The following is a 20,569-nucleotide window of genomic DNA, read 5'->3' on the forward strand; positions in this document are numbered from 1 at the left end:
AACCATGCATAACGGAACGTTTATCCGAAAGATGACACGCATGCAAAACGTGCAACGATGGGACGAATATGCTCCCCATTATCATGATAATGCAGCGAGTCACAGCTTTCGTGTCGCGGTCTTCAGCTTGATCGCGGCTTATGTGGAAAAAGAGAACGGGCGTGAAGTCGACTTGCTCGATTTGCTCGGGAAAGCCATTTTCCACGATATGAATGAAGTACAAACGGGTCCGATCATGCACCGGACGAAAAAAGAACCGACCTTGATCGGTCACATCGAGCGTATGGAACGAACAGCGAGTCTCGGTCTTGTCGAGCTGCTGTCGCAATCATTACGTCCTCACTTTCATCGTTTCGTGGTGGAAGCGGAAGATGATTCGTTCGAAGGTCGAATCGTGGACGGGATTGATTCGTTCGATGCGATGTTGTTCGTGCGACGAGAAGTCGCGCACGGCTCTCCGCACTTTGATGACAAACTAGAAGAGATGAAAGCCGCACTCCGACATCATCCGATTGATTCGGTTCGCTGGCTGTTCGACCAGGTCGAGGCAGAAACGGATGTGTTGCGATTCATCGAGAACGTCATGCGGATGGATAGTGTCCGTCGCTGGAAAGGTCGCTTTAACACGATTGACGACAACGATGCGATTCATGGTTTCCGGGCTGCCGCGCTCGGTATGTTCAGTGGGCTCTTAGAGCGTGAGAAGTACGACGTCGATGTCGATGTCGCCGAACTCGTGGCTCGTCTTCTCTGTCACGATTTAGTTGAAGGGGTGACCGGAGACGTGCTCGGTCCAGTCAAACATTCGACGCAAGAGACGGGGGCTGCGTTTGAGGCATACGAGCGAGCGGAAAGTGAACGTCTGCTTGGACTGTTGCCTGAGTATATGCAACCGGCGTTCCGTCGATATATGGCTGACTCGAAAGACGATACGTATGAGGGAATGCTCGTCGATATGATGGACAAGCTTGATGCGCTCATCAAGATGAACATGGAGCGGAAGATGAACGGGGCCGAGTATGAGGTCACGTATCGCGAGCAGCTCCGTAAAGTCCAGATGCGATATGAGAATCCAAGCATGATTTTCTTCCTGGCGTATATCTTGCATGATTTAGACTATGTCACTAGTTAAAACCGTTTATCTTGAAGTCGCATACCTAAAAGGGTGCGGCTTTTTTTATATCATTTATTGACATATATCATTTAACGATATATATTGAGTGTAAGAAATATATCATTCAATGATATAGGAGGTGGAAAGATGCCGCGAACGGACTCATTAGAGTTAGGGGAACTGACGGATAGTATGTTTTATATCCTGTTGGCGCTCACGACGCCACGTCATGGCTATTTAGTCATGCAATTTGTCGAAGAGACCACGCGAGGGCGAATGCAAATTGGTCCGGCTTCGATGTATACGATTATCAAAAAGTTGTTGAACGCCGAACTGATTGAACCGATGGATGGGGACGGAAAGAAAAAGAACTATCGAATCACGAATAAAGGCCGCTCGATTTTAACGGATGATGTGAAGAGACGACAGGCGATGGTCGAAGATGCCTGTGCCATTTTGGATATGGAGGGATCAAGATGAGACAAAAGTATATGTCGAGCTGGGGATTGGCGTTTGCTGAAGAGCGTGAGATGCGGAAACTAGAACGAATGGCGGCCAAGGGATGGCATTTGAAGAAGTTTGCCCCGCTAGGATACACGCTCGTTGAAGGGGAACCGGAAGACGTTCAGTATAGTTTGGACTATCGTACTCGTCCAGACGAAGACTACTTTGACCTGTTTGCGTCGAGCGGGTGGGAACATGTCACATCAACCGGGGATGAGATTCATATTTTCAAAGGAAATCGAGATGCCAAGCCGATTTACTCGGATGTCGAAACAACAGAGGAAAAATATCATGACATGGAGCGTCAGATGGGAAGGGCTGCGCTCATCCTAGGTATTTTATGGATTGCCCTCTTTTCGTTGTTTCAGTTTGATTGGCCAACCGTTGTCGAGACAATATTGATTGGGATTCAACTACTCGTGACGATCGGTCTCGTGTTTACAGGACTTCCGTACATCGGCTACCGTTTCAAACGCAAACGAATTAGCCGGGAAGGATGACTAGGCGGATGGCACAAGCCATCCGTCTTTGTTTCGTTCGACTGAACTATTCGAATGAGAAATAGTTAGGGAGAGAGAACTGTTTTTTAGTGTCTATCTATGCAACAAAATCAAAATCCTTCACAATAATTAATGCAAGCGTTTTCGTTAACTATTTGAGGAGGAATGAAGGATGTTGAAGAAACGACAAGGGATTGCTGTCCTAGCTGGAGTGACATCGATTGCACTGCTTTCAGGGCAACCGGTCGCACAGGCAGCGACCCCACAGAACGGTACGATGATGCAATATTTTGAATGGTACGTTCCAAACGATGGGCAACACTGGAACCGACTCTCGAATGATTCGCAGCATTTGAAAGACATCGGGATCTCCACGGTTTGGATTCCGCCGGCGTATAAAGGGACGTCTCAAAATGATGTTGGATACGGGGCCTATGATTTGTATGATTTAGGAGAGTTCAATCAAAAAGGGACGACTCGGACAAAGTATGGAACAAAAGCGCAGCTACAGTCGGCGATCTCCAACTTACGCGGGAAAGGGATTGGCGTATATGGGGATGTCGTCATGAACCATAAAGGCGGAGCGGATTATACCGAGTCCGTTCAAGCGGTCGAGGTCAATCCTTCTAACCGAAATCAAGAGACGTCTGGGGAATATGCCATTTCTGCCTGGACGGGATTCAACTTTGCGGGCCGCAACAATACATACTCCCCGTTCAAGTGGCGTTGGTATCACTTTGACGGGACTGATTGGGATCAGTCACGGAGTTTGAGCCGTATCTACAAATTCAAGAGCACGGGTAAAGCATGGGACAGTGAAGTGTCGGGTGAGAACGGGAACTATGACTACTTGATGTACGCCGATGTCGATTTTGAGCATCCGGAAGTACGTCAGGAGATGAAAAACTGGGGGAAATGGTACGCAGATTCACTCGGATTGGACGGCTTCCGACTTGATGCGGTGAAGCATATCAATCATTCATACTTAAAGGAATGGGTGACGAGTGTTCGTCAGGCAACCGGAAAAGAGATGTTCACTGTTGCGGAGTATTGGAAGAATGACTTAGGGGCCATCAATGATTACTTGGCCAAGACGGGCTACACTCATTCCGTATTCGATGTACCACTCCATTACAATTTCCAAGCGGCAGGGAATGGTGGCGGTTACTATGACATGCGGAACATTTTAAAAGGTACGGTCGTCGAGCAGCATCCTACACTCGCTGTCACCATTGTCGACAACCATGACTCACAACCAGGGCAGTCACTGGAATCAACGGTCGCGAATTGGTTCAAACCGCTTGCCTATGCGACCATCATGACACGCGGTCAAGGATATCCAGCACTCTTCTACGGAGATTATTATGGAACGAAAGGGACGACGAACCGTGAAATCCCGAATATGTCAGCGTCGCTTCAGCCGATTTTGAAAGCGCGTAAAGATTTCGCCTACGGCACACAACATGATTACATCAATCACCAAGACGTCATCGGGTGGACACGTGAAGGGGTGACGGACCGTGCGAAGTCTGGTCTTGCGACGATTTTGTCGGACGGATCAGGCGGGTCGAAATGGATGTATGTCGGAAAACAGAATGCAGGGGAAGTGTGGAAAGACATGACAGGAAATAACGGACGTCTCGTGACGATCAATGCGGACGGTTGGGGCGAGTTCTTCGTCAACGGTGGCTCGGTTTCCATCTATACGCAACAATGAATCAGTTAGACTTGTCTCTAAAGATAGGGGCGAGTCTTTTTTCTGAATTTTCACCACATAAGTTTTATACGTGATATAATGACCTAGTGTTAATTCTTGATAGGGAATACTTCCGATCCATGAATTCACATTGAACAACGTTGGTTGTTGGTTTTATCTATATTTTTGCGTTGTGACGCTGTTGAATTCAAGGAGGTTGTTATGAGTAAAGAAAAGATTGCCCAATTAAGAAAGCACGTCTCGCCGTTTGAAAAGTCCGATATTCGGATCAGTGTGCGGCAGATGATCAATACGATTTTACCGTTTCTCGTATCGTGGTTTTTAGCGTACCAACTACTGAGTGTCTCGATTTTCCTGACATTGCCGTTCACGCTGATTGCAGCAGGATTTGTCGTGCGGATGTTCATCATCTTCCATGACTGTACGCACGGTTCATTCTTTAAAAATAAGAAGGCGAACGCCATTGTCGGAACCATCACAGGGGTCTTGACGTTATTCCCATACGAGAAGTGGAAGCGGGAGCATGCGATTCATCATGCATCGAGTGGAAATTTGGATAAACGGGGTGTCGGCGACATCTGGGTCATGACGATTGAGGAGTACATAGAAGCGTCAAAATGGACTCGTTTAAAGTATCGCCTATATCGTCATCCGCTCGTTATGTTCGGTCTCGGACCACTTTGGCTTATTCTCGTCACGAGTCGTTTCAACCGAAAGGACGCGCGGAAAAAAGAACGACACAACACGTATCTCATCAATATCTCTCTCGTCGTCCTATATAGCGCGCTCATCTATCTGATTGGTTGGCAAGCGTTCTTGATCGTTCAAGGCACGACGATGTTCATCGCCGGTGTGCTTGGAATCTGGTTGTTCTATGTCCAGCATACGTTTGAAGATTCATACTTCGAAGATGAGCAGGAGTGGGATTATGTGAAGGCGGCCATTGAAGGAAGTTCGTATTATGAGTTGCCGAAAGTGCTTCAATGGGTGACGGGGAATATCGGATTCCACCACGTGCACCATTTGAGTCCACGCGTGCCGAACTATCATCTAGAGAAAGCACATACGTCGACACCGCCGTTACAACGGGCAACGACAATCGGACTGTTTTCAAGTTTGAAATCGTTACGCTACAAATTGTATGATGCGAACAACAAAACATTCGTCACGTTCCGAGAAGTGCGCCATCTGTTGCGCCGAACAAACACGGCATAAAAAAAGATTGTCCCTGATCAAAAGGGACAATCTTTTTAGCGTTTCCAGACCCATTCATCACTCTCGTACTTCTTGACGAGCAAATCGATTTCGGCTTGCTGTTCTTTCGTGAAGACAAGCGGTTCGAACGTTAACGAGAACGCGTCCTTGAAACCGGTCTCGAATGCGGCCGCTACTTCGTCAAAGGAAACGAAACGCTTTAACGTGTCGTTCAAGGCGACGGCTTTTTCGCTGAAGCGGGTTTTGGCTTCGTGTTTCTCCGTCTCATCCATCGCGAAACAGTCAAACAACACCTCATCATCGACGGAGAGAGGAATCGAACCATGTTGAAGCACGGCCCCTTGATGGCGCACTTGTGCACTACCCGCGATCTTCTTCCCGTCGACAGCAAGCTCATAGTATGAAGCAGCATCGAAGCAGACGGCCGATTTTGGTTTGCGGAGCGCTTCGCGATCCTCTTCCGTCAATGGTACCGAAAATTCGGCGGGGACGCCGAGTTCGTGATATCCGCGGCGAACCCCTTCCGTGAGTAGGCGATAGCTCTCGATGATATTCGTCGGGAGGGCAGGGGTCGATTCAGGCAAGATGACGCTATACGTCAACTCATCCGCATGCAACACGGCACGTCCCCCTGTTAAGCGACGAACGACCGGAATATTGTTCGCTTTGAGGGCGTCCCGGTCCAAGTCACGCGTCGCTCGCTGGAAACGTCCGACGCTGATTGCATGAGGTGCCCATGAATAAAAACGAAGCGTCGGTTTGAGCTCTCCCTTCGCGACCCAATTGGCGATGGCTTCATCAATCGCCATATTTTCGGCCGGGGAAGTCGATTCAGTTCTAAGTAAATGCCACGTCGTACCAGTCATAATCTCTCTTCTTTCTGTTAGTCGATTGGCAACATCGTGTGGCGACGCGCCTTGTGTACTTGCTCATCCGCATGGTATGACGAACGGACGAGTGGACCAGCCTCACAATGTGAGAATCCTTTTGATAGAGCGATCTCTTTCAACTCGGCGAACTCGTCTGGATGGTAGTAACGTTCCACCTCAAGGTGTTTCTTCGTCGGCTGCAAGTATTGACCGAGCGTCAAAATATCGACATTGTGCGCGCGTAGGTCATCCATCGCTTCAATCAATTCCTCTTTCGTCTCCCCAAGTCCGACCATGATCGATGACTTCGTCGGGATATCCGGGTTCAATTCTTTCGAACGCTTCAAGAACTCGAGTGTGCGGTCATATGTTGCTTTCGCACGAACTCTCGGTGTGAGGCGACGGACTGTCTCTAAGTTATGGTTCATGATGTCAGGACCCGCATCAATCAACGTCTGCAAGGCAGAGAAATCACCCATCATGTCTGACGGGAGCACCTCAATCGATGTCTCCGGGTTCATGGCGCGAACCGCGCGAACCGTTTCTGCGAAGACGGTAGCCCCGTAATCGTTCAAATCGTCACGTGCGACAGCCGTGATGACGACGTGTTTCAAGTTCATGAGTCGAACCGATTCGGCGACACGTTTTGGCTCTTCCCAATCGAGCTCGTTCGGTTTTCCGGTCGTGACGGCACAAAAACGGCAAGCACGTGTACAGATGCTTCCGAGAATCATGAAGGTCGCAGTCCGACGTACCGCCCAACATTCATGGATGTTCGGACATTTTGCTTCCTCACATACCGTATGTAAATTTTTCTCGCGCATCATTTTCTTTAGGCCGGTATACGTGTCGTTCGTGTTTAATTTAATCTTTAACCATTCCGGCTTACGCTTCAGTTCCCCTCTTGCCACAATAATTTCCCCCTTTTTGAAAGTTAACCTGTATCGAATTGAGTTTACCAAAAAACGAATCAAAAACGAACCACAGAAATTATTGGTTTTGCCAATACAGTTCACTGTGTATCAAAACAGAAACATTGTTTCAAAATGGTTACGCTTTCACTTGAACAATTGTTTCTAAAAAGTGGAGTTGCTATACTGTTGTTGACCACCTGAATAAGGACCAAATGTAACTGATGCGATCAGGCATGGGGTGAACGAGCGTTGATGAGGCAACGCTTCTTCCTCCATGCCTTTTCGTTTGGGGGTCAGCCAAATTTGACTAAGGGGAGTGGGAACATGAACAAGGCACTGAATTGGACGGCAACACTCGGATTGACGACGGCATTGCTCGTCTCGTCGGTTCCAGCAGCAGACGCGGTCGTGGCGGAAGGGACGCCGACGATATCGATTGACCAGCGCGTCAACACGAAGCTAGAGTCGATGACGCTCGAACAAAAAATCGGGCAGATGATCATGCCGGACTTCCGATTATGGAACGGGGCGAACCATACATCTCTTGCACCGGAAGTGGCGCGTGTCATCGATCGTTTCGATCTCGGTGGAGTGATATTGTTTGCTGAGAACGTGAAGGAAACGGAACAGACGACGAAACTCGTTCATGATTTGCAAGAAGTCGTGAAACAAGATGCCAGCAATGATGTCCCGTTATTCGTCACGATCGACCAAGAAGGTGGGATTGTGACACGACTTGGGACGGGAACGAATTTACCGGGGAATATGGCACTCGGGGCCACACGTAACAGTCAATATGCCTATGATGCAGGGAAAATCATCGGTTCTGAATTGAACGCACTCGGGGTAAACGTGAACTTCGGACCGGTACTTGACGTCAACAACAATCCGGGGAATCCGGTCATCGGCGTCCGTTCGTTCTCGAGCGACCCTGAACTAGTCGGGGAACTCGGTTCCGCGATGACACAAGGTATTCAAGACCAAGGTGTTGCCGCAACGGCGAAACATTTCCCAGGTCATGGCGATACGGCCGTCGACTCGCATTATGGGTTACCGGTTGTCGATAAATCACTCGACGAGTTGCGTGGTCTCGAGTTGTTACCGTTCAAACGTGCCATCACAGAAGGAATCGACATGATCATGACGGCGCATATTGGGATGCCACAAATCGAGGACGAGGTCGTCGAATCAGAACGCGGCACGTTCCCACTCCCGGCGACGCTTTCGGATGATGTCATCACGGGAGTGCTTCGTGAGGAACTTGGATATGAAGGAATCGTGGTGACCGACGCACTCAACATGCAAGCCATCGCAGACAATTTTACGGAAGCAGAGGCGGTCATCAAGACGTTCGAAGCAGGGGTCGACATCGCGCTCATGCCGACGATTTTACGCTCGGAAGCAGATGTGATCAAACTCGAAGCAATCTTTGAGGAAGTCATTGCGGCAGTGAAGGATGGACGTTTATCGGAGGCGACCATCGATGAATCAGTGGAACGCATTTTAAAACTGAAAGCAGAGCGTGGCATTTGGGGAGAAACGACGGACTCCACGACGCTCGAGATGAAGCTCGCAGAAGCGAATGCGACGGTAGGAAGCGCTGAGCATAAAGTGAAGGAACGTGAAATCGCGGAGGCGGCAGTCACTCTCGTGAAGAACGAGAAGAAGACGCTTCCATTCAAACCGAAAAAAGGAGACACGGTGCTCGTCTTGTCGCCAGCGAAAGACCAAACGGATAGCATGGTGAAAACAATCAAGTCACTAGAAAAGAATGCAGGGAATATGAAAGACGTGAACGTCATCACGGCCAACTACTCAGCATCAACGCCGCGTCTAAATCAAAATCCGGCACTACGGCAACAAGTTGAGGTGGCTGACTATATCATCGTCGGTTCGAACGTGAACAACAGCGCGAAATTAAAACCGACATCAGCTGATCATTATGTACCGGCCGAAGTGTTCCGTTATGCAAATGAGACAGGGAAACAATCGGTTTTACTCAGTTTGCGCAACCCATACGACATTGCCGTTCAACCGGATGCCCCGGCACATCTCTTAATCTATGGATTCAAAGGCGATCCGAACGGTCCAGATTCGGAGGCGGGCAACTTGAAGTCGGCAGGTCCGAACTTACCGGCAGGCATTCGTGCCATCTTCGGTGAAGTGAAGCCACAAGGGAAGTTGCCGGTAGATGTACCGAAATTTGTGGACGGTGTGTTCCAAGACGAAAATTACGCGCAGTTCGGTGATGGATTTAAAAACTGGAATCGCTAAAACGAAAATGAGCTCGCCCGAAAATTGGGAGAGCTCATTTTTTCATGCCTCGAAATAGGCGATGACGAGTAGACCGGGACCGGTGTGGGCACCGATGGCAGACCCGACCAGTGTCTTCGTGATGTGCTTCGGTTCGAGATGTTCGCGGACTATCTTCTCGAACTGTTCGGCTTTTTCTAGGTCGTCACCATGACCGATGAAGAGGTCTCCGTTCTCGACGATCGACTTCGATTCGACTGTCCATTCGACCATCCGGCGCATGACCTTTTTATGACCACGCACCTTTTCAATCGGGACGAGCTTGCCGTCCTCGACCGTCAATAACGGTAAAATCGTCAACAAGTCTCCGATGAAAGCACTCGCCTTCGAGACACGTCCGCCCCGCATCAAATATTCGAGCGATTCGACCGTGAACAAGTGGCGGACTTTGCCGACGAGTGAAGTAGCATACGTGACCGTTTCTTCGTACGTATGGTCTTGTCCGTACTCTGCGACCGTCTTGACGAACAATGCCTGTCCGACAGAGGCGGTCCGTGTATCGAGAACCGTGAATGTACTGTCTGGATATTCCTCTTTCAACATTTCGCCGACCATGACAGCGGTTTGGTATGTACCGGAGAGTCCTCCGGAGAAAGCGAGATATAAGAACGGGATTCCAGCCTCGAGATGCTGACGGAAACAGTGTTCGATTCGTGATGCCTCGATTTGGAACGTCTTTGGCGTCTTACCCTGACGCATCGCTTCGTATACTTCTTTTGGTTGAATCGTCTCACCGTCTAAAAATTCTTCGTTGTCGATGATGACACCGAGCGGTAAAATCTCAAGACCATATTCGATGATTTGATCGTGTGTCAAATCGGCTCCGGTGTCTGTGATCAGTTTAAACATTGGATGAATCACTCCTCTGCTAGTTGTTGTTCAATGTCGCGTAACGGTTCATTCCGTTTCCACATGCGTTCGAGCTGACTTGCAAACATCGTTTGCTCGTCTGCCGTCAGTGCCGCGTTTTGGAGCGAACTGACAGTGGAAAGAACGCGGTAGGCCCGAGTGAGGACGTCTTGTACGGTAAGTGGGATCCCAAGCAAGTCTTCAAGTGAAGCCATCGTTTCCGGTACAATGGTTGGGTACGTGAACTTTGTCTCATCCCCTTGGATGGCAAGGTCGTAAAAGTCACGGATGATTTCAGCACGTGCGCTTCCGCTCTGTCTTACGCTCAAGTAAATTTGAACGGCGACACCGCCACGAACGCGTCGTTGCGAAATCCCAGCGAACTTTTTGCCGTCGATCGACAAGTCGAAACTTCCTGGACAGTATGAACCGACGACTTCCCCTGGGACGATGTCATTCGTGACGTCTTGGAACATGTGTTGGATGAGCGAGGTCATGGCCTCATAACCGCTGTCGATTTGAATCCCGTCCTTCTCTGGTAAAATTAAAGAAAGGTTGAGGACGTCATCGTCTAGCATCACGGCTAAACCGCCTGAGTTTCGGACGACGGGACGGAATCCATGTTCATGTAAATAACGAATTCCCTCTTTCAAATGAGGCAGCCGAGCATCCTGGATTCCGAGTACAATCGTATCGGTGTGCACCCATGCCCGCAAGACGGCACCTCGTTCTTGCGTTGACGCACATAACGTATCATCGGTCGCAAACGATTGTTCCGCTTGAAACATCGTGCCAAGACTCGACTGATCGATGATGCGATAGCTCGGTTGTTGTAACAATGGATGGATCATATACATTAATTCCTTTTCACAAAAAATTTTCCTCCTCATTATAGCATGGAGGGAACGATTCGTTTGAAGTCGAATCTAGAACATAACGAAACGTAGGAGGGCATGTCATGTACTCGTCTCGAGGACAACTATCTGGATCGAAAGTATTCAAGGATCCGGTACATCGATATATTTATGTTTACGATCACCTCATTTGGGAGCTGATCAATACAAAAGAGTTTCAGCGTTTGCGTCGTATCAAACAACTTGGAACGTCTTTTTTGACATTTCATGGCGCGGAGCACACGCGATTCCATCACTCGCTCGGCGTATATGAAATCGCACGCCAGTTAATCGATCAGTTCCAACAGTACCCGGAATGGGACGACCGTGACCGGGAGCTACTGTTGGCGGCGGCGCTCTTGCACGACGTGGGACATGGTCCGTTTTCGCACGCGTTCGAGCACGTCTTTTCCGTTCGGCATGAAGTGTGGACGGAGCGCATCATTTTAGGGGAAACCGAAGTGAATAAGGTGTTATCTGAGATGGGTGTCGGGTTTGCGGAAGAAGTGGCCTCCATTATCAACAAGACGCATCCGAATCGCTTGATCGTCAATATGCTCAGCTCACAGCTTGATGTTGACCGGATGGACTATTTGTTACGCGACGCTCACTTTGCGGGTGTCAGTTATGGAAAGTTTGATTTAGAACGCATGTTGCGCGTCTTGCGTCCGGATGAAGACCAAGTCGTGGTCAAGCAGTCGGGGATGCATACGATTGAAGACTATATTATGCGTCGCTATCAAATGTATTGGCAAGTGTACCTTCATCCGGCGACGCGGTCGAGTGATCTTCTCTTGAAAGCGATTCTTGAGCGGGCGCAGGAACTCTATGAGGGTGGTTATGAGTTTAACATGACGCCGAAACACTTCTTGCCGATTTTTGAACGCACCGGTATGTCACTCGAACAATATTTGAAATTGGACGAGACGGTCGTCTACTTCTATTTCCAAGAATGGATGGAAGAAGACGATGCCATTTTGGCAGATTTGGCGAGCCGATTTGTGAATCGCCGATTACTAAAATATAAGAACTTCCCGGAAGCGAATCGTGTTCGTTATATGGAGCGCTTGCGACAGACGATGGAGACGATCGGGCTTCCACCGACATACTATCTGCTTGAAGATCAGTTAAGTCAGTTGCCATACGACTTATATAAAGGACAAGGCAAATACGAGGGGATTTATCTACAGATGAATGACGGGGAGCGTAAAGAGATTTCAGAGGTCTCAATGCTCGTTCAATCGATTTTGAACTCGAGACAGTCGGACGAGAAAATTTATTATCCGGAAGATATGTTGTTGAATTTAAAAGATTATGCGAATGAAAAATCGTGGATATTATCGACATTGAAGGACGAGTAAACACGCAAAGGGGCGTGACACGATGGAGATTGCGACACTGGTTGGTGGGATCGGGATTTTTTTACTCGGGATGACGTTACTGACAGATACGCTCAAAAAATGGGCGGGGACGCGGTTACGACATCGGTTGAATCAGTTCACCGACGGCTCTTTATCTGGAGCGGCACTCGGCGCGATGCTGACAGCCCTGTTTCAATCTTCCTCGGTGACGACACTGATGACGATTGGGTTTGTGAGTGCGGGGCTCCTGACATTCACGCAATCGTTACCTCTCGTCATTGGAGCCAATGTAGGGAGTGCGACGACGGGATGGATCATTGCCATCCTCGGCTATAACTTAGACGTGCGCCAGTTGTTTCTGCCGCTCATTGGAATCGGGATGGCGTTCCGTCTCTCTCGTCCACGCCTTCGCCGAGTGGGACTGTTGCTCGTCAGTATCGGGTTGATTTTTGTTGGGATTGGGACGCTACAAGAAGCGATGCGGGATGTCGTCACGTTCTCGTTTGGCTCGGCCGGTGAGATGACCGTTCTGCATCAGGCACTTCTAATCGGAGTCGGTTTTTTGATGACCGCCGTCCTTCAGTCGTCGACGATTGGACTCGTCTTAACGATGACGGCCCTTGCGACGGCGTCGATTTCGCTCCCGCAGGCAACTTATTTAGTGCTCGGTCAGAGTGCGGGGACGAGCCTCGTCGTGGCACTCGGTTCAATCGGAGGATGGAAGTCAGCCCGACGCATTGTATTGGGGCATGCCATTTACCACGTGTCGATTGTCCTCATCGGATGGCTGACGTTCCCCGTTCTCTTCGAGGTCGTCAATCGAGTAGCCGATTGGTTCAACTGGAACGATTTGTTGCGTCTCGCCTTATTCCATACAACATTCCATCTACTAGGTGTGATCTTATTCCTGCCTTTTTATCAAACATTCGCACGTCGATTACTGAAGTGGGTTCCGAGTCGCTCCGAAAAATTGACACGTCTGCTTGATACAAACATGTCACAACTCCCGACCGTTGCTTTGGAAGCGGCACGACGTTCCTTACTTGAAATCGAGCGTTATTTAGGGAACGAGACCGAGTTGCTCGTCCGTGAGGGACGTCTTCGTGAAGATGAATTGACGCTCGTCGACAAGACGTTGAGCGATGTCCGTGTTTTTTTGAGCACGATACGTCTTGAAGATGAAGGAAAGCAAAATGATTATGGTCAGCATCTCTCTCTCTTGCATACGATTGACCATCTCGAACGCTGGTTATACGTCTTGCGAGAAGTCGAACCGGCCCACGCCCTTCGAGACACGGACTTTTTAGCGGCACGAGAACTCGTGTTGCATGAGCTTGACCTTGTGAACCAACTGAATCATCATACGCCACCAGAGGATTCGAAGCTGTGGAAACAGGCCTCAAAACAACTGGCGGAATATCGAAAAGCACATCGCTCGGAGCTGCTAGAAGAAACGGCGGCGAATCAGTTGGAGATGGACCAGACAATACAAAAAGTGCAAGTACTGCTCTGGCTCGACCGTATCGGCTACCACATCTGGCGAGCGACACGTCATTTGATTAAACCGACCGTACCGAGTGAACGGTTCGACGTGAACCGAGAAGACTAGAACAAAAAACGGACTCCATATCAGGAGTCCGTTCGTCACTTACTTCTTATCTGCGTGCATGACGCCGGCTTGACCGTAGTGTGTCGCATCCATCTCTTCGATGAAGACGGTGATGTTTTCTTTTGGCGCATTCGTCGTCTCGGAGACGGCATCCGTCACCTTTTCGATTAATGCACGTTTTTGTTCCACGGTACGGCCCGGGAGCATTTTTACCGTTACATAAGGCATGGGTCATTCCTCCTTTGCTGAAGTCTCTTTCATTGTAGAGAATCCCCTTCCTCTAGAAAAGAAAATTCTCATTTACCGAGAAACATGAGCTCACTTTTACCGGATTTGGGGTAATAAACAAGACAGAGCGAATGTAGGAGGAATCGGGATGAAGTGGAAAGGAAGACAACAGAGCCGAAACGTCGAGGATCGACGTGGCCGTAGCATCGGAGGGAAGGGGATTGCCGGGGTCGGGGGTGGTCTCGGATTGATTCTCGTCATCGTCTTTACATTATTGAATGGGGGAAGCCCGACGGATCTCGTCAACAACATCGGAATCGGGGAACCTCAATCGGAGGGGACGTATACGGGAACTGCTCGTGAAGAGGAGATGGCAGATTTCGTAGCGGTCGTCTTGAAGGATACAGAAGAAGTGTGGACAGACATCTTCGCTGAAAATGGGATGACGTATGAAGAGCCGACGCTCGTCCTATTTTCCGGACAGGTTGAATCCGCTTGTGGTATTGCTGGCTCGGCTGTTGGTCCGTTCTATTGTCCCGGCGACCAAAAATTATATATCGATTTGAGTTTTTATGATGAACTGAGTCAACGTTTCAATGCACCAGGGGATTTTGCGATGGCTTATGTCGTCGCCCATGAGGTCGGGCATCACGTCCAGACGCTTCTCGGGACGACAGAAGAAATCATGCCGCTTCGGAACGAGATGAGCGAGACCGAATTCAATCGCTATCTCGTCCGCTTTGAGTTGCAGGCAGACTACTATGCAGGCGTATGGGCCCATCACGCGCAAGGGTTAGGGTATCTTGAAGCGGGGGACGTGGAAGAAGCGATGAATGCCGCGCATCAGATTGGCGATGACACGCTGCAGCGTCAGGCACGTGGATATGTGACGCCAGACTCGTTCACACATGGGACATCGGAACAACGCATGCGTTGGTTCGAGAGAGGATTTGAGAACGGATCGATTCAAGGTGGTGACACGTTCAATACGAACAACTTATAGATCGGGCGTACGCTCGATCTTTTTAGGTGATTGGAATATGGGGAAGGAATCCGCTATCATAAAAGAACAACAGTTGCAGGAAGGGGATGACCAAATGGAATCCTTACTTACGAAAATTGATTTAGCGAAAGAGGATATGACAGCGGTCGAAAAGAAGATCGCCGACTATATTTTGTCCCATTCAACGCTCATTCCAAACATGACGACAAAAGAGCTTGCGCAAAAGACGGATGTATCCGAGGCGAGTATCGTTCGTTTCGCACGAGTCGTCGGGATTGATAGTTTTAAAGCGTTCAAGCTCGCGCTCGTGAAAGACTTGGCTGTCACGGAGACGACGCTGACGGACTTCAACGTCCTCCAGCAAAAGGACACGCCGTATGACTCGTTCCAAAAAGTCATCCATGTGAATAAAGGAGCCATCGAGGCGTGCGCCGAAGCGATGGACAAACGAGAACTTGAACATGCGGTGGACTTGTTCGCTCGTGCGAACCGCGTCATCTTTTACGGAGTCGGGGGGTCTTCGACGGCGGCAATTGATGCGCAATATAAGTTCACGAAACTGGGATATGCGGCCACGACCTCTCCCGATTTTCATTATATGTTGTCGCTGATTCCGCATTTAGGAAAGTCTGATGTATTCGTCGCAATCAGCACGTCCGGTCGAACGAAAGATGTGCTCGAGCTCGTCCGATTTGCGAAAAAGAAACGTGTTCCGGTCATCGCCATCACGAACCTCGACAAATCACCGCTTTACCGGGAAGCGGACGTTCGACTCTGTACGCCGAACGTCGAGAGTGACTTCCGAATCGCCAGTATCGCCTCACGGATGACACAATTGACGATTGTCGATACGTTATATATGGGACTCCTCCACCGGAAGGGAGAAGGCTTGATTGATCGGTACGCAGAAGCTCGAGATGAGATGGTGAAACTACGCCGATGATTCGACCTTATACGGCTGAAGATCGTCAAGAATTGCAACGCTTTCTGATGGATCAACGCACATTCGCAAGATTGAATGAACAGACAGTCGAGATGTTTCGTGACGAGAACGTGGCGGATTTTGAAGCGGATGGCACCGTCAGTCTCATTATTCGTGAAGATGGACGGGTTGTCGCCATCGCGGACCTGTTGAAACGACATCCCGTGGATGGCTCGCTTTGGCTTGGTTTGTTCGTTGTCGAAGAATCTCTCCATGGGACAGGTTTGGCGCAAACGTTGTATGAACAATTGGAAGACCAATATATGCGCCCGTATCAGACGGTATTTCGATTAGGTGTCCTTCCAAACAATCTCCGCGCTCGTCGGTTCTGGGAGCGAAACGGATACATGTATGAGAAGGATTCGATCACGAATAAAGGAACACGCGTGCACGTCTTGAAAAAACGACTCATTCGTTCAGAGTGAGTTTTTCTTTAAAGTTTATTTGAAATTAAATTTCATAAAAATTAAATTATAAATTGACTTTAAATTTCAATATAGTACGATTAAATCATAGAGAAGAAAGGATGGTGGCGATGCTAGATAAACTGGCTACAGAAAGACGGAATGAACGAACGATGCACCTGGACGAGATGTCGATTGAGGAACGATTGGCGATTATGAATGCAGAGGATCAACAAGTTCCTCAAGTGATTCAAGAGCAACTTCCGGTCATCACAAAAGTCGTGGAGCGAGTCATCGCATCCTTTCGTAAAGGCGGTCGCCTGATTTATATCGGTGCGGGCACGAGTGGACGTTTAGGGATTTTAGACGCAGCGGAGTGTGTGCCAACTTTTGGAGTATCACCCAATCAAGTCATCGGACTGATTGCCGGCGGCGAACGCGCGCTCATTCAAGCCGTTGAGGGAGCAGAAGACAGTAAGGAATTGGCGGTCACAGATTTGAAAGCGCTTCATTTGACGGCAGAGGATACGGTCGTTGGGATTGCAGCGAGCGGTCGAACGCCATATGTGGTCGGAGGTCTCGATTACGCACGAGAACTCGGTGCCACAACAGCTTCAATTTCATGTAATCGCGATGCGGTCATCAGTCGACATGCGGATTACCCGATTGAAGTGGAAACGGGACCGGAAGTACTGACCGGTTCAACGAGATTGAAGGCGGGAACAGCACAGAAACTTGTCCTCAACATGATTTCGACGACGTCGATGATTGGAGTAGGGAAAGTGTATCAAAACTTGATGGTTGATGTGCAACCGACGAATGAAAAGCTAGAAGTGCGTGCCAAGCGGATGATTGCAGAAGCGACAGGGGTCGACATGGAAATGGCCGCGCGTTATTTTGCTTCATCCAAGGGGCACGTCAAAACGGCGATTGTCATGATTTTAGCGGACGTCTCTTATGAGGAGGCTGTCAAACGATTAGAGCGCGCGAACGGATTCGTCCGCGAGGCGCTATAAGGGGGAAATCGAGATGAAGAAAGAAGAGGTTTTAGCACGGGATATCCTCGCACATGTCGGGGGGAAAGAGAACATCCGTCAACTCGCGCATTGTATGACACGTGTCCGATTGACGTTGAAAGATGGGACGAAGGCAGACATTGACGCATTGAAAAAGATTGACGGGGTCATGGGTGTCATCGATGATGAGACGTTACAAATCGTCGTCGGTCCAGGTACCGTAAACCGGGTCGCGGATTATATGAGCCATGAGACGGGGCTTGCCATCGGGGAAGAATCGGTAGATGCGAACTTGACGTTAGAGGAACGTGCGGCGGTCGAACGCCAGAAGGTGAAAGAAAAGCAAAAATCACCGTTCAAACGATTCCTTCGCCGCCTCGGAAACATCTTCATTCCGCTCATTCCGGGACTTGTCGCATCGGGGATCATTAACGGGGCCGCGAACTTTGCTGTCAACGCCGGCGTCGACCGGACGGAGACGTGGATGCAGATTCTACTCGTGCTCGGTAGCACGGTCTTTGCGTATTTGGCCATCCTTGTCGGTTGGAACACGGCAAAAGAGTTTGGAGGAACGCCGGTACTCGGGGCGATTGCCGGGGGGATCCTGTTCAACCCGCTCCTCGCGGACATCGTCATTTATGGGGAGCCGCTCGTCGTCGGGCGTGGTGGATTATTCGGTGTTATTTTTGCCGGTTGGCTCATGACGTATATCGAGAAGCACATTCGTCGCTTCATGCCGGTATCCATTGATATTATTTTCACACCACTCTTTACTGTTCTCATCGTTGGATTTACAGCGCTCTATGCAATCATGCCGGTCGCTGGCATATTGTCAGACGGTATCATGCGAGGAATCAATGCGACGCTCGAATTCGGGGGACCCGTCGCAGGGGCACTCTTGGCAGGATTCTTCTTACCGCTCGTCATGGTCGGATTGCATCACGGGTTGACGCCGATCCATTTGGAACTGTTAAATACGGTCGGGACGACGGCCCTTCTCCCAATCTTGGCGATGGCCGGTGCGGGTCAAGTCGGTGCTGCGCTTGCCATTTTTGTGAAGACGCGCAACCCACGCCTTCGTAACATTATCAAAGGGGCCATTCCGGTCGGGTTCCTCGGAATCGGGGAGCCGCTCCTATACGGGGTCACGCTTCCGCTCGGACGTCCGTTCTTGACAGCGTGTCTCGGGGCCGCGGTCGGTGGTGCCTTCCAAGCGACAATGAAGACAGCGGCGCTCGGGGTTGGTGTTTCCGGTCTATCGCTCACACCATTGATTGATAATGGCATGTATTTGACGTACATTGCCGGACTATTGATTTCATATACGGCAGGCTTCCTGTTTACTTATTTCTTCGGTTTCAAAGAAGAGATGGCGGACGGGATTTAATAAAAAAAGATGGCTCCAGTCGAGTCATCTTTTTCTCTACTTTTGGAAAGGTGGATTCATATGAGAGGGATTTCAGTGTACTTAGGCGATGAACTGACACTTGATTCGATGGCTTGGATGGAACGCATGCGAGAGGCAGGGTTTACGAGCATCTTCACGTCGCTCCATATTCCGGAAGACAATCCGACAACTTATACGGAACGACTTCAGCAATTAGGTGCGTTGGCAAGTCGTTTAAAGATGGAACTCGTGGCGGATATCGCTCCATCGTCTCTACAGGCACTCGGTAAGACTTGGGATGATGCTCATGCGCTGATGGAGTGGGGTGTCACCGGGTTACGTGTTGACTATGGTGTCACACCGAAACAAGTGGCGGACTTATCACGACATATGATGGTCGCCCTCAATGCGAGTACGCTCACGGAAGCAGAGCTTGAAGAGATGCTACGACAAGGGCTACGACGTGAGCATGTCGAAGCGTGGCATAACTTTTATCCTCGTCCGGAAACAGGACTCGAGCGTTCTTGGTTTGATGAAAGAAACGCCTGGTTACATGCGCAAGGAATACAGATACAAGCATTCATCCCTGGAGATGAACGGTTACGTGGCCCCCTTCATGAGACATTACCGACACTCGAGATGCACCGCCACCAATCTCCGTTTTCGTGTTATATCGATTTACAAGCGAGGGTCGATCGAATCTTGATTGGAGATCCGTGTATATCCAATCAGACGATGCGACAGTTTCGGGAGTACGACGAGGGCGTCATCGTTCTTCGAGCGACCACACGAAATCATGATGATTCGGTTCCAACAAGTCACACGAATCGGATGGACCCAGCCCGGGACGTCATCCGTTCAGTCGAATCGAGAGCGTATGGACGACCTGGGGACCATTTGATTCAACCGCGAGATACAGAAGAACGAATGCTCGGCAGTATCACGATCGACAATGAACGTTACGGTCGTTATGCAGGGGAACTGCAAATAACGAAGCGGGATTTGCCGGCAGATGAGCGCGTCAATGTCATCGGAAGGATCATTGAAGAAGATCGTTCATTAATCCAACAGATCGGTCCAGGAGGACGCTTTCAAATCGAATGGGTGTGACTCAGGATTGCCACCATCCTATGTCATTGTGTACAGTAGAGAGGGAGGGTGGAACATGAAAGACATTAATTTTAATATTATTTCAGACGATGCGACGGACGGACACGGTGGTTTTGGTGTCGGTTCGCTTAGTTTAAATAACATGTCTCCGGTCATCATCGATGTCGAAGAAGGCGTTGCAACAATCGATATGGGAGCGATGCACGCCAAGTCTGCCATCGAGAAACGGATTAAGTTTTTGACGGACCCGGAAGCGGTACCGAACGGGAAACCGTATTGGATCGTGTGGGTGACGGTCGGTCGAAAACCAGAAGGCTTTTATTATGGCGGTGTCGCGGCATGTGACATGTTAGTTGACGTGGAAGCGAGACGGGGTTATAAATTATTACCGTATCACGTTAATCAAATGGATAAATCGTTAAAGGGTCGGATTTTAATCAACATGATGGACGCTCCGTCCCGCGACGTTTTAGCGAACTTCTTACAAGAACATCGCCCTGAGATTTGGGCAAACTCGACTGAACTTCATGCAGAGCTCGAGCGTGTAGACGCTGAGTAAAAAGATTGGACGAATTTTCGTC

General features: G+C 49.5%; 20 protein-coding genes. 15 read left to right on the forward strand and 5 right to left on the reverse strand.

The features are described from left to right. The first annotated feature begins 4 nt into the window (after positions 1-4). The 5 genes from KNO70_RS00980 to desA all read left to right on the forward strand — a co-directional run bounded on the left by KNO70_RS00980 (position 5) and on the right by desA (position 5,050). Positions 5-1,132 carry a YfbR-like 5'-deoxynucleotidase gene (locus tag KNO70_RS00980; RefSeq protein WP_078147724.1) on the forward strand — a complete coding sequence of 376 codons (1,128 nt, stop codon included), beginning with the start codon at positions 5-7 and terminating at the stop codon, positions 1,130-1,132. A gap of 129 nt (positions 1,133-1,261) precedes the next feature. Further along, the gene (locus KNO70_RS00985; protein ID WP_012727454.1) at positions 1,262-1,594 is read left to right on the forward strand and encodes a PadR family transcriptional regulator; all 333 of its coding nucleotides are present in this window, start codon (positions 1,262-1,264) and stop codon (positions 1,592-1,594) included. Beyond that, on the forward strand, positions 1,591-2,118 hold the full coding sequence (locus KNO70_RS00990) for a DUF2812 domain-containing protein (RefSeq protein ID WP_078147723.1): 528 nt from the start codon (positions 1,591-1,593) through the stop codon (positions 2,116-2,118). Before KNO70_RS00985 ends, KNO70_RS00990 begins: the two co-directional genes overlap by 4 nt. 175 nt (positions 2,119-2,293) lie before the next feature. Further along, positions 2,294-3,835 (forward strand): alpha-amylase, encoded by a 1,542-nt coding sequence (amyS, locus tag KNO70_RS00995; RefSeq protein ID WP_370148226.1) that lies wholly within the window; start codon positions 2,294-2,296, stop codon positions 3,833-3,835. Between the two features lie 201 nt (positions 3,836-4,036). After that, positions 4,037-5,050 (forward strand): Delta(5) desaturase DesA, encoded by a 1,014-nt coding sequence (gene desA / locus KNO70_RS01000; protein ID WP_078147721.1) that lies wholly within the window; start codon positions 4,037-4,039, stop codon positions 5,048-5,050. A 35-nt stretch (positions 5,051-5,085) separates the two neighbouring features. Here the strand turns inward: desA and KNO70_RS01005 are convergent, their stop codons facing one another. Both KNO70_RS01005 and lipA read right to left on the reverse strand, forming a co-directional pair. Next, positions 5,086-5,916: a lipoate--protein ligase family protein gene (locus tag KNO70_RS01005; RefSeq protein ID WP_078147720.1), complete on the reverse strand. Its 831-nt coding sequence runs from the start codon at positions 5,914-5,916 to the stop codon at positions 5,086-5,088. 17 nt (positions 5,917-5,933) lie between these two features. Further along, positions 5,934-6,869 carry a lipoyl synthase gene (lipA, locus tag KNO70_RS01010; RefSeq protein ID WP_324292278.1) on the reverse strand — a complete coding sequence of 312 codons (936 nt, stop codon included), beginning with the start codon at positions 6,867-6,869 and terminating at the stop codon, positions 5,934-5,936. A gap of 288 nt (positions 6,870-7,157) precedes the next feature. Between lipA and KNO70_RS01015 the strand changes: the two genes are divergently transcribed. Next, entirely contained in the window at positions 7,158-9,107 is a 1,950-nt protein-coding gene (locus KNO70_RS01015; RefSeq protein WP_214810812.1) for a glycoside hydrolase family 3 protein, read from the forward strand. A 42-nt stretch (positions 9,108-9,149) separates the two neighbouring features. Here the strand turns inward: KNO70_RS01015 and KNO70_RS01020 are convergent, their stop codons facing one another. Then, positions 9,150-9,995 carry a DegV family protein gene (locus KNO70_RS01020; protein ID WP_214810814.1) on the reverse strand — a complete coding sequence of 282 codons (846 nt, stop codon included), beginning with the start codon at positions 9,993-9,995 and terminating at the stop codon, positions 9,150-9,152. An 8-nt stretch (positions 9,996-10,003) separates the two neighbouring features. Further along, positions 10,004-10,852, reverse strand: coding sequence for a lipoate--protein ligase family protein (locus tag KNO70_RS01025; RefSeq protein WP_371816073.1), 849 nt, complete (start codon positions 10,850-10,852; stop codon positions 10,004-10,006). A gap of 101 nt (positions 10,853-10,953) precedes the next feature. Here KNO70_RS01025 and KNO70_RS01030 point away from each other — a divergent pair, with 101 nt between their 5' ends. Then, positions 10,954-12,249 (forward strand): HD domain-containing protein, encoded by a 1,296-nt coding sequence (locus KNO70_RS01030; RefSeq protein ID WP_214810816.1) that lies wholly within the window; start codon positions 10,954-10,956, stop codon positions 12,247-12,249. Positions 12,250-12,271: 22 nt separating this feature from the next. Beyond that, complete coding sequence (locus tag KNO70_RS01035; RefSeq protein ID WP_214685380.1) at positions 12,272-13,858, forward strand: Na/Pi cotransporter family protein; 1,587 nt, start codon at positions 12,272-12,274, stop codon at positions 13,856-13,858. A gap of 39 nt (positions 13,859-13,897) precedes the next feature. Here the strand turns inward: KNO70_RS01035 and KNO70_RS01040 are convergent, their stop codons facing one another. Further along, positions 13,898-14,086: a 2-hydroxymuconate tautomerase gene (locus KNO70_RS01040; RefSeq protein ID WP_012727443.1), complete on the reverse strand. Its 189-nt coding sequence runs from the start codon at positions 14,084-14,086 to the stop codon at positions 13,898-13,900. A gap of 148 nt (positions 14,087-14,234) precedes the next feature. On the opposite strand from KNO70_RS01040, the gene ypfJ reads away from it, so the two are divergent. The 7 genes from ypfJ (at position 14,235) to KNO70_RS01075 (ending at position 20,547) form a co-directional block, all read left to right on the forward strand. Continuing rightward, positions 14,235-15,089 (forward strand): KPN_02809 family neutral zinc metallopeptidase, encoded by an 855-nt coding sequence (gene ypfJ / locus KNO70_RS01045; protein WP_012727442.1) that lies wholly within the window; start codon positions 14,235-14,237, stop codon positions 15,087-15,089. A 94-nt stretch (positions 15,090-15,183) separates the two neighbouring features. Further along, a complete protein-coding gene (locus KNO70_RS01050) occupies positions 15,184-16,032 on the forward strand; it encodes a MurR/RpiR family transcriptional regulator (protein WP_078147953.1) in 849 nt (282 codons plus the stop codon). Then, complete coding sequence (locus KNO70_RS01055) at positions 16,029-16,496, forward strand: GNAT family N-acetyltransferase (protein WP_214810817.1); 468 nt, start codon at positions 16,029-16,031, stop codon at positions 16,494-16,496. Before KNO70_RS01050 ends, KNO70_RS01055 begins: the two co-directional genes overlap by 4 nt. Before the next feature lie 101 nt (positions 16,497-16,597). Further along, complete coding sequence (gene murQ / locus KNO70_RS01060) at positions 16,598-17,491, forward strand: N-acetylmuramic acid 6-phosphate etherase (RefSeq protein ID WP_214685389.1); 894 nt, start codon at positions 16,598-16,600, stop codon at positions 17,489-17,491. 13 nt (positions 17,492-17,504) lie between these two features. Next, positions 17,505-18,878, forward strand: coding sequence for a PTS transporter subunit EIIC (locus KNO70_RS01065; protein ID WP_214810818.1), 1,374 nt, complete (start codon positions 17,505-17,507; stop codon positions 18,876-18,878). A gap of 60 nt (positions 18,879-18,938) precedes the next feature. After that, the gene (locus KNO70_RS01070) at positions 18,939-19,988 is read left to right on the forward strand and encodes a DUF871 domain-containing protein (protein WP_214810820.1); all 1,050 of its coding nucleotides are present in this window, start codon (positions 18,939-18,941) and stop codon (positions 19,986-19,988) included. Between the two features lie 55 nt (positions 19,989-20,043). Then, positions 20,044-20,547 (forward strand): YwhD family protein, encoded by a 504-nt coding sequence (locus KNO70_RS01075; RefSeq protein ID WP_214810822.1) that lies wholly within the window; start codon positions 20,044-20,046, stop codon positions 20,545-20,547. The last annotated feature ends 22 nt before the right edge of the window (positions 20,548-20,569 follow it).

The sequence above is a fragment of the Exiguobacterium sp. s181 genome (genome assembly GCF_018617125.1).
In the GTDB taxonomy this organism is placed as follows: domain Bacteria; phylum Bacillota; class Bacilli; order Exiguobacteriales; family Exiguobacteriaceae; genus Exiguobacterium; species Exiguobacterium profundum.

Excerpts from the sequence above, each read along its gene's own strand:
- KNO70_RS01005 (WP_078147720.1), bottom strand. The coding sequence starts at position 5,916 with ATGACTGGTACGACGTGGCATTTACTTAGAACTGAATCGACTTCCCCG.
- KNO70_RS01065 (WP_214810818.1), top strand. The coding sequence starts at position 17,505 with ATGAAGAAAGAAGAGGTTTTAGCACGGGATATCCTCGCACATGTCGGG.
- KNO70_RS01040 (WP_012727443.1), bottom strand. The coding sequence starts at position 14,086 with ATGCCTTATGTAACGGTAAAAATGCTCCCGGGCCGTACCGTGGAACAA.
- KNO70_RS00985 (WP_012727454.1), top strand. The coding sequence starts at position 1,262 with ATGCCGCGAACGGACTCATTAGAGTTAGGGGAACTGACGGATAGTATG.
- KNO70_RS01015 (WP_214810812.1), top strand. The coding sequence starts at position 7,158 with ATGAACAAGGCACTGAATTGGACGGCAACACTCGGATTGACGACGGCA.
- KNO70_RS01030 (WP_214810816.1), top strand. The coding sequence starts at position 10,954 with ATGTACTCGTCTCGAGGACAACTATCTGGATCGAAAGTATTCAAGGAT.
- KNO70_RS01055 (WP_214810817.1), top strand. The coding sequence starts at position 16,029 with ATGATTCGACCTTATACGGCTGAAGATCGTCAAGAATTGCAACGCTTT.
- KNO70_RS00980 (WP_078147724.1), top strand. The coding sequence starts at position 5 with ATGCATAACGGAACGTTTATCCGAAAGATGACACGCATGCAAAACGTG.
- desA (WP_078147721.1), top strand. The coding sequence starts at position 4,037 with ATGAGTAAAGAAAAGATTGCCCAATTAAGAAAGCACGTCTCGCCGTTT.
- KNO70_RS00990 (WP_078147723.1), top strand. The coding sequence starts at position 1,591 with ATGAGACAAAAGTATATGTCGAGCTGGGGATTGGCGTTTGCTGAAGAG.
- murQ (WP_214685389.1), top strand. The coding sequence starts at position 16,598 with ATGGTGGCGATGCTAGATAAACTGGCTACAGAAAGACGGAATGAACGA.
- KNO70_RS01020 (WP_214810814.1), bottom strand. The coding sequence starts at position 9,995 with ATGTTTAAACTGATCACAGACACCGGAGCCGATTTGACACACGATCAA.
- KNO70_RS01025 (WP_371816073.1), bottom strand. The coding sequence starts at position 10,852 with ATGTATATGATCCATCCATTGTTACAACAACCGAGCTATCGCATCATC.
- KNO70_RS01075 (WP_214810822.1), top strand. The coding sequence starts at position 20,044 with ATGAAAGACATTAATTTTAATATTATTTCAGACGATGCGACGGACGGA.
- ypfJ (WP_012727442.1), top strand. The coding sequence starts at position 14,235 with ATGAAGTGGAAAGGAAGACAACAGAGCCGAAACGTCGAGGATCGACGT.
- KNO70_RS01050 (WP_078147953.1), top strand. The coding sequence starts at position 15,184 with ATGGAATCCTTACTTACGAAAATTGATTTAGCGAAAGAGGATATGACA.
- KNO70_RS01070 (WP_214810820.1), top strand. The coding sequence starts at position 18,939 with ATGAGAGGGATTTCAGTGTACTTAGGCGATGAACTGACACTTGATTCG.
- KNO70_RS01035 (WP_214685380.1), top strand. The coding sequence starts at position 12,272 with ATGGAGATTGCGACACTGGTTGGTGGGATCGGGATTTTTTTACTCGGG.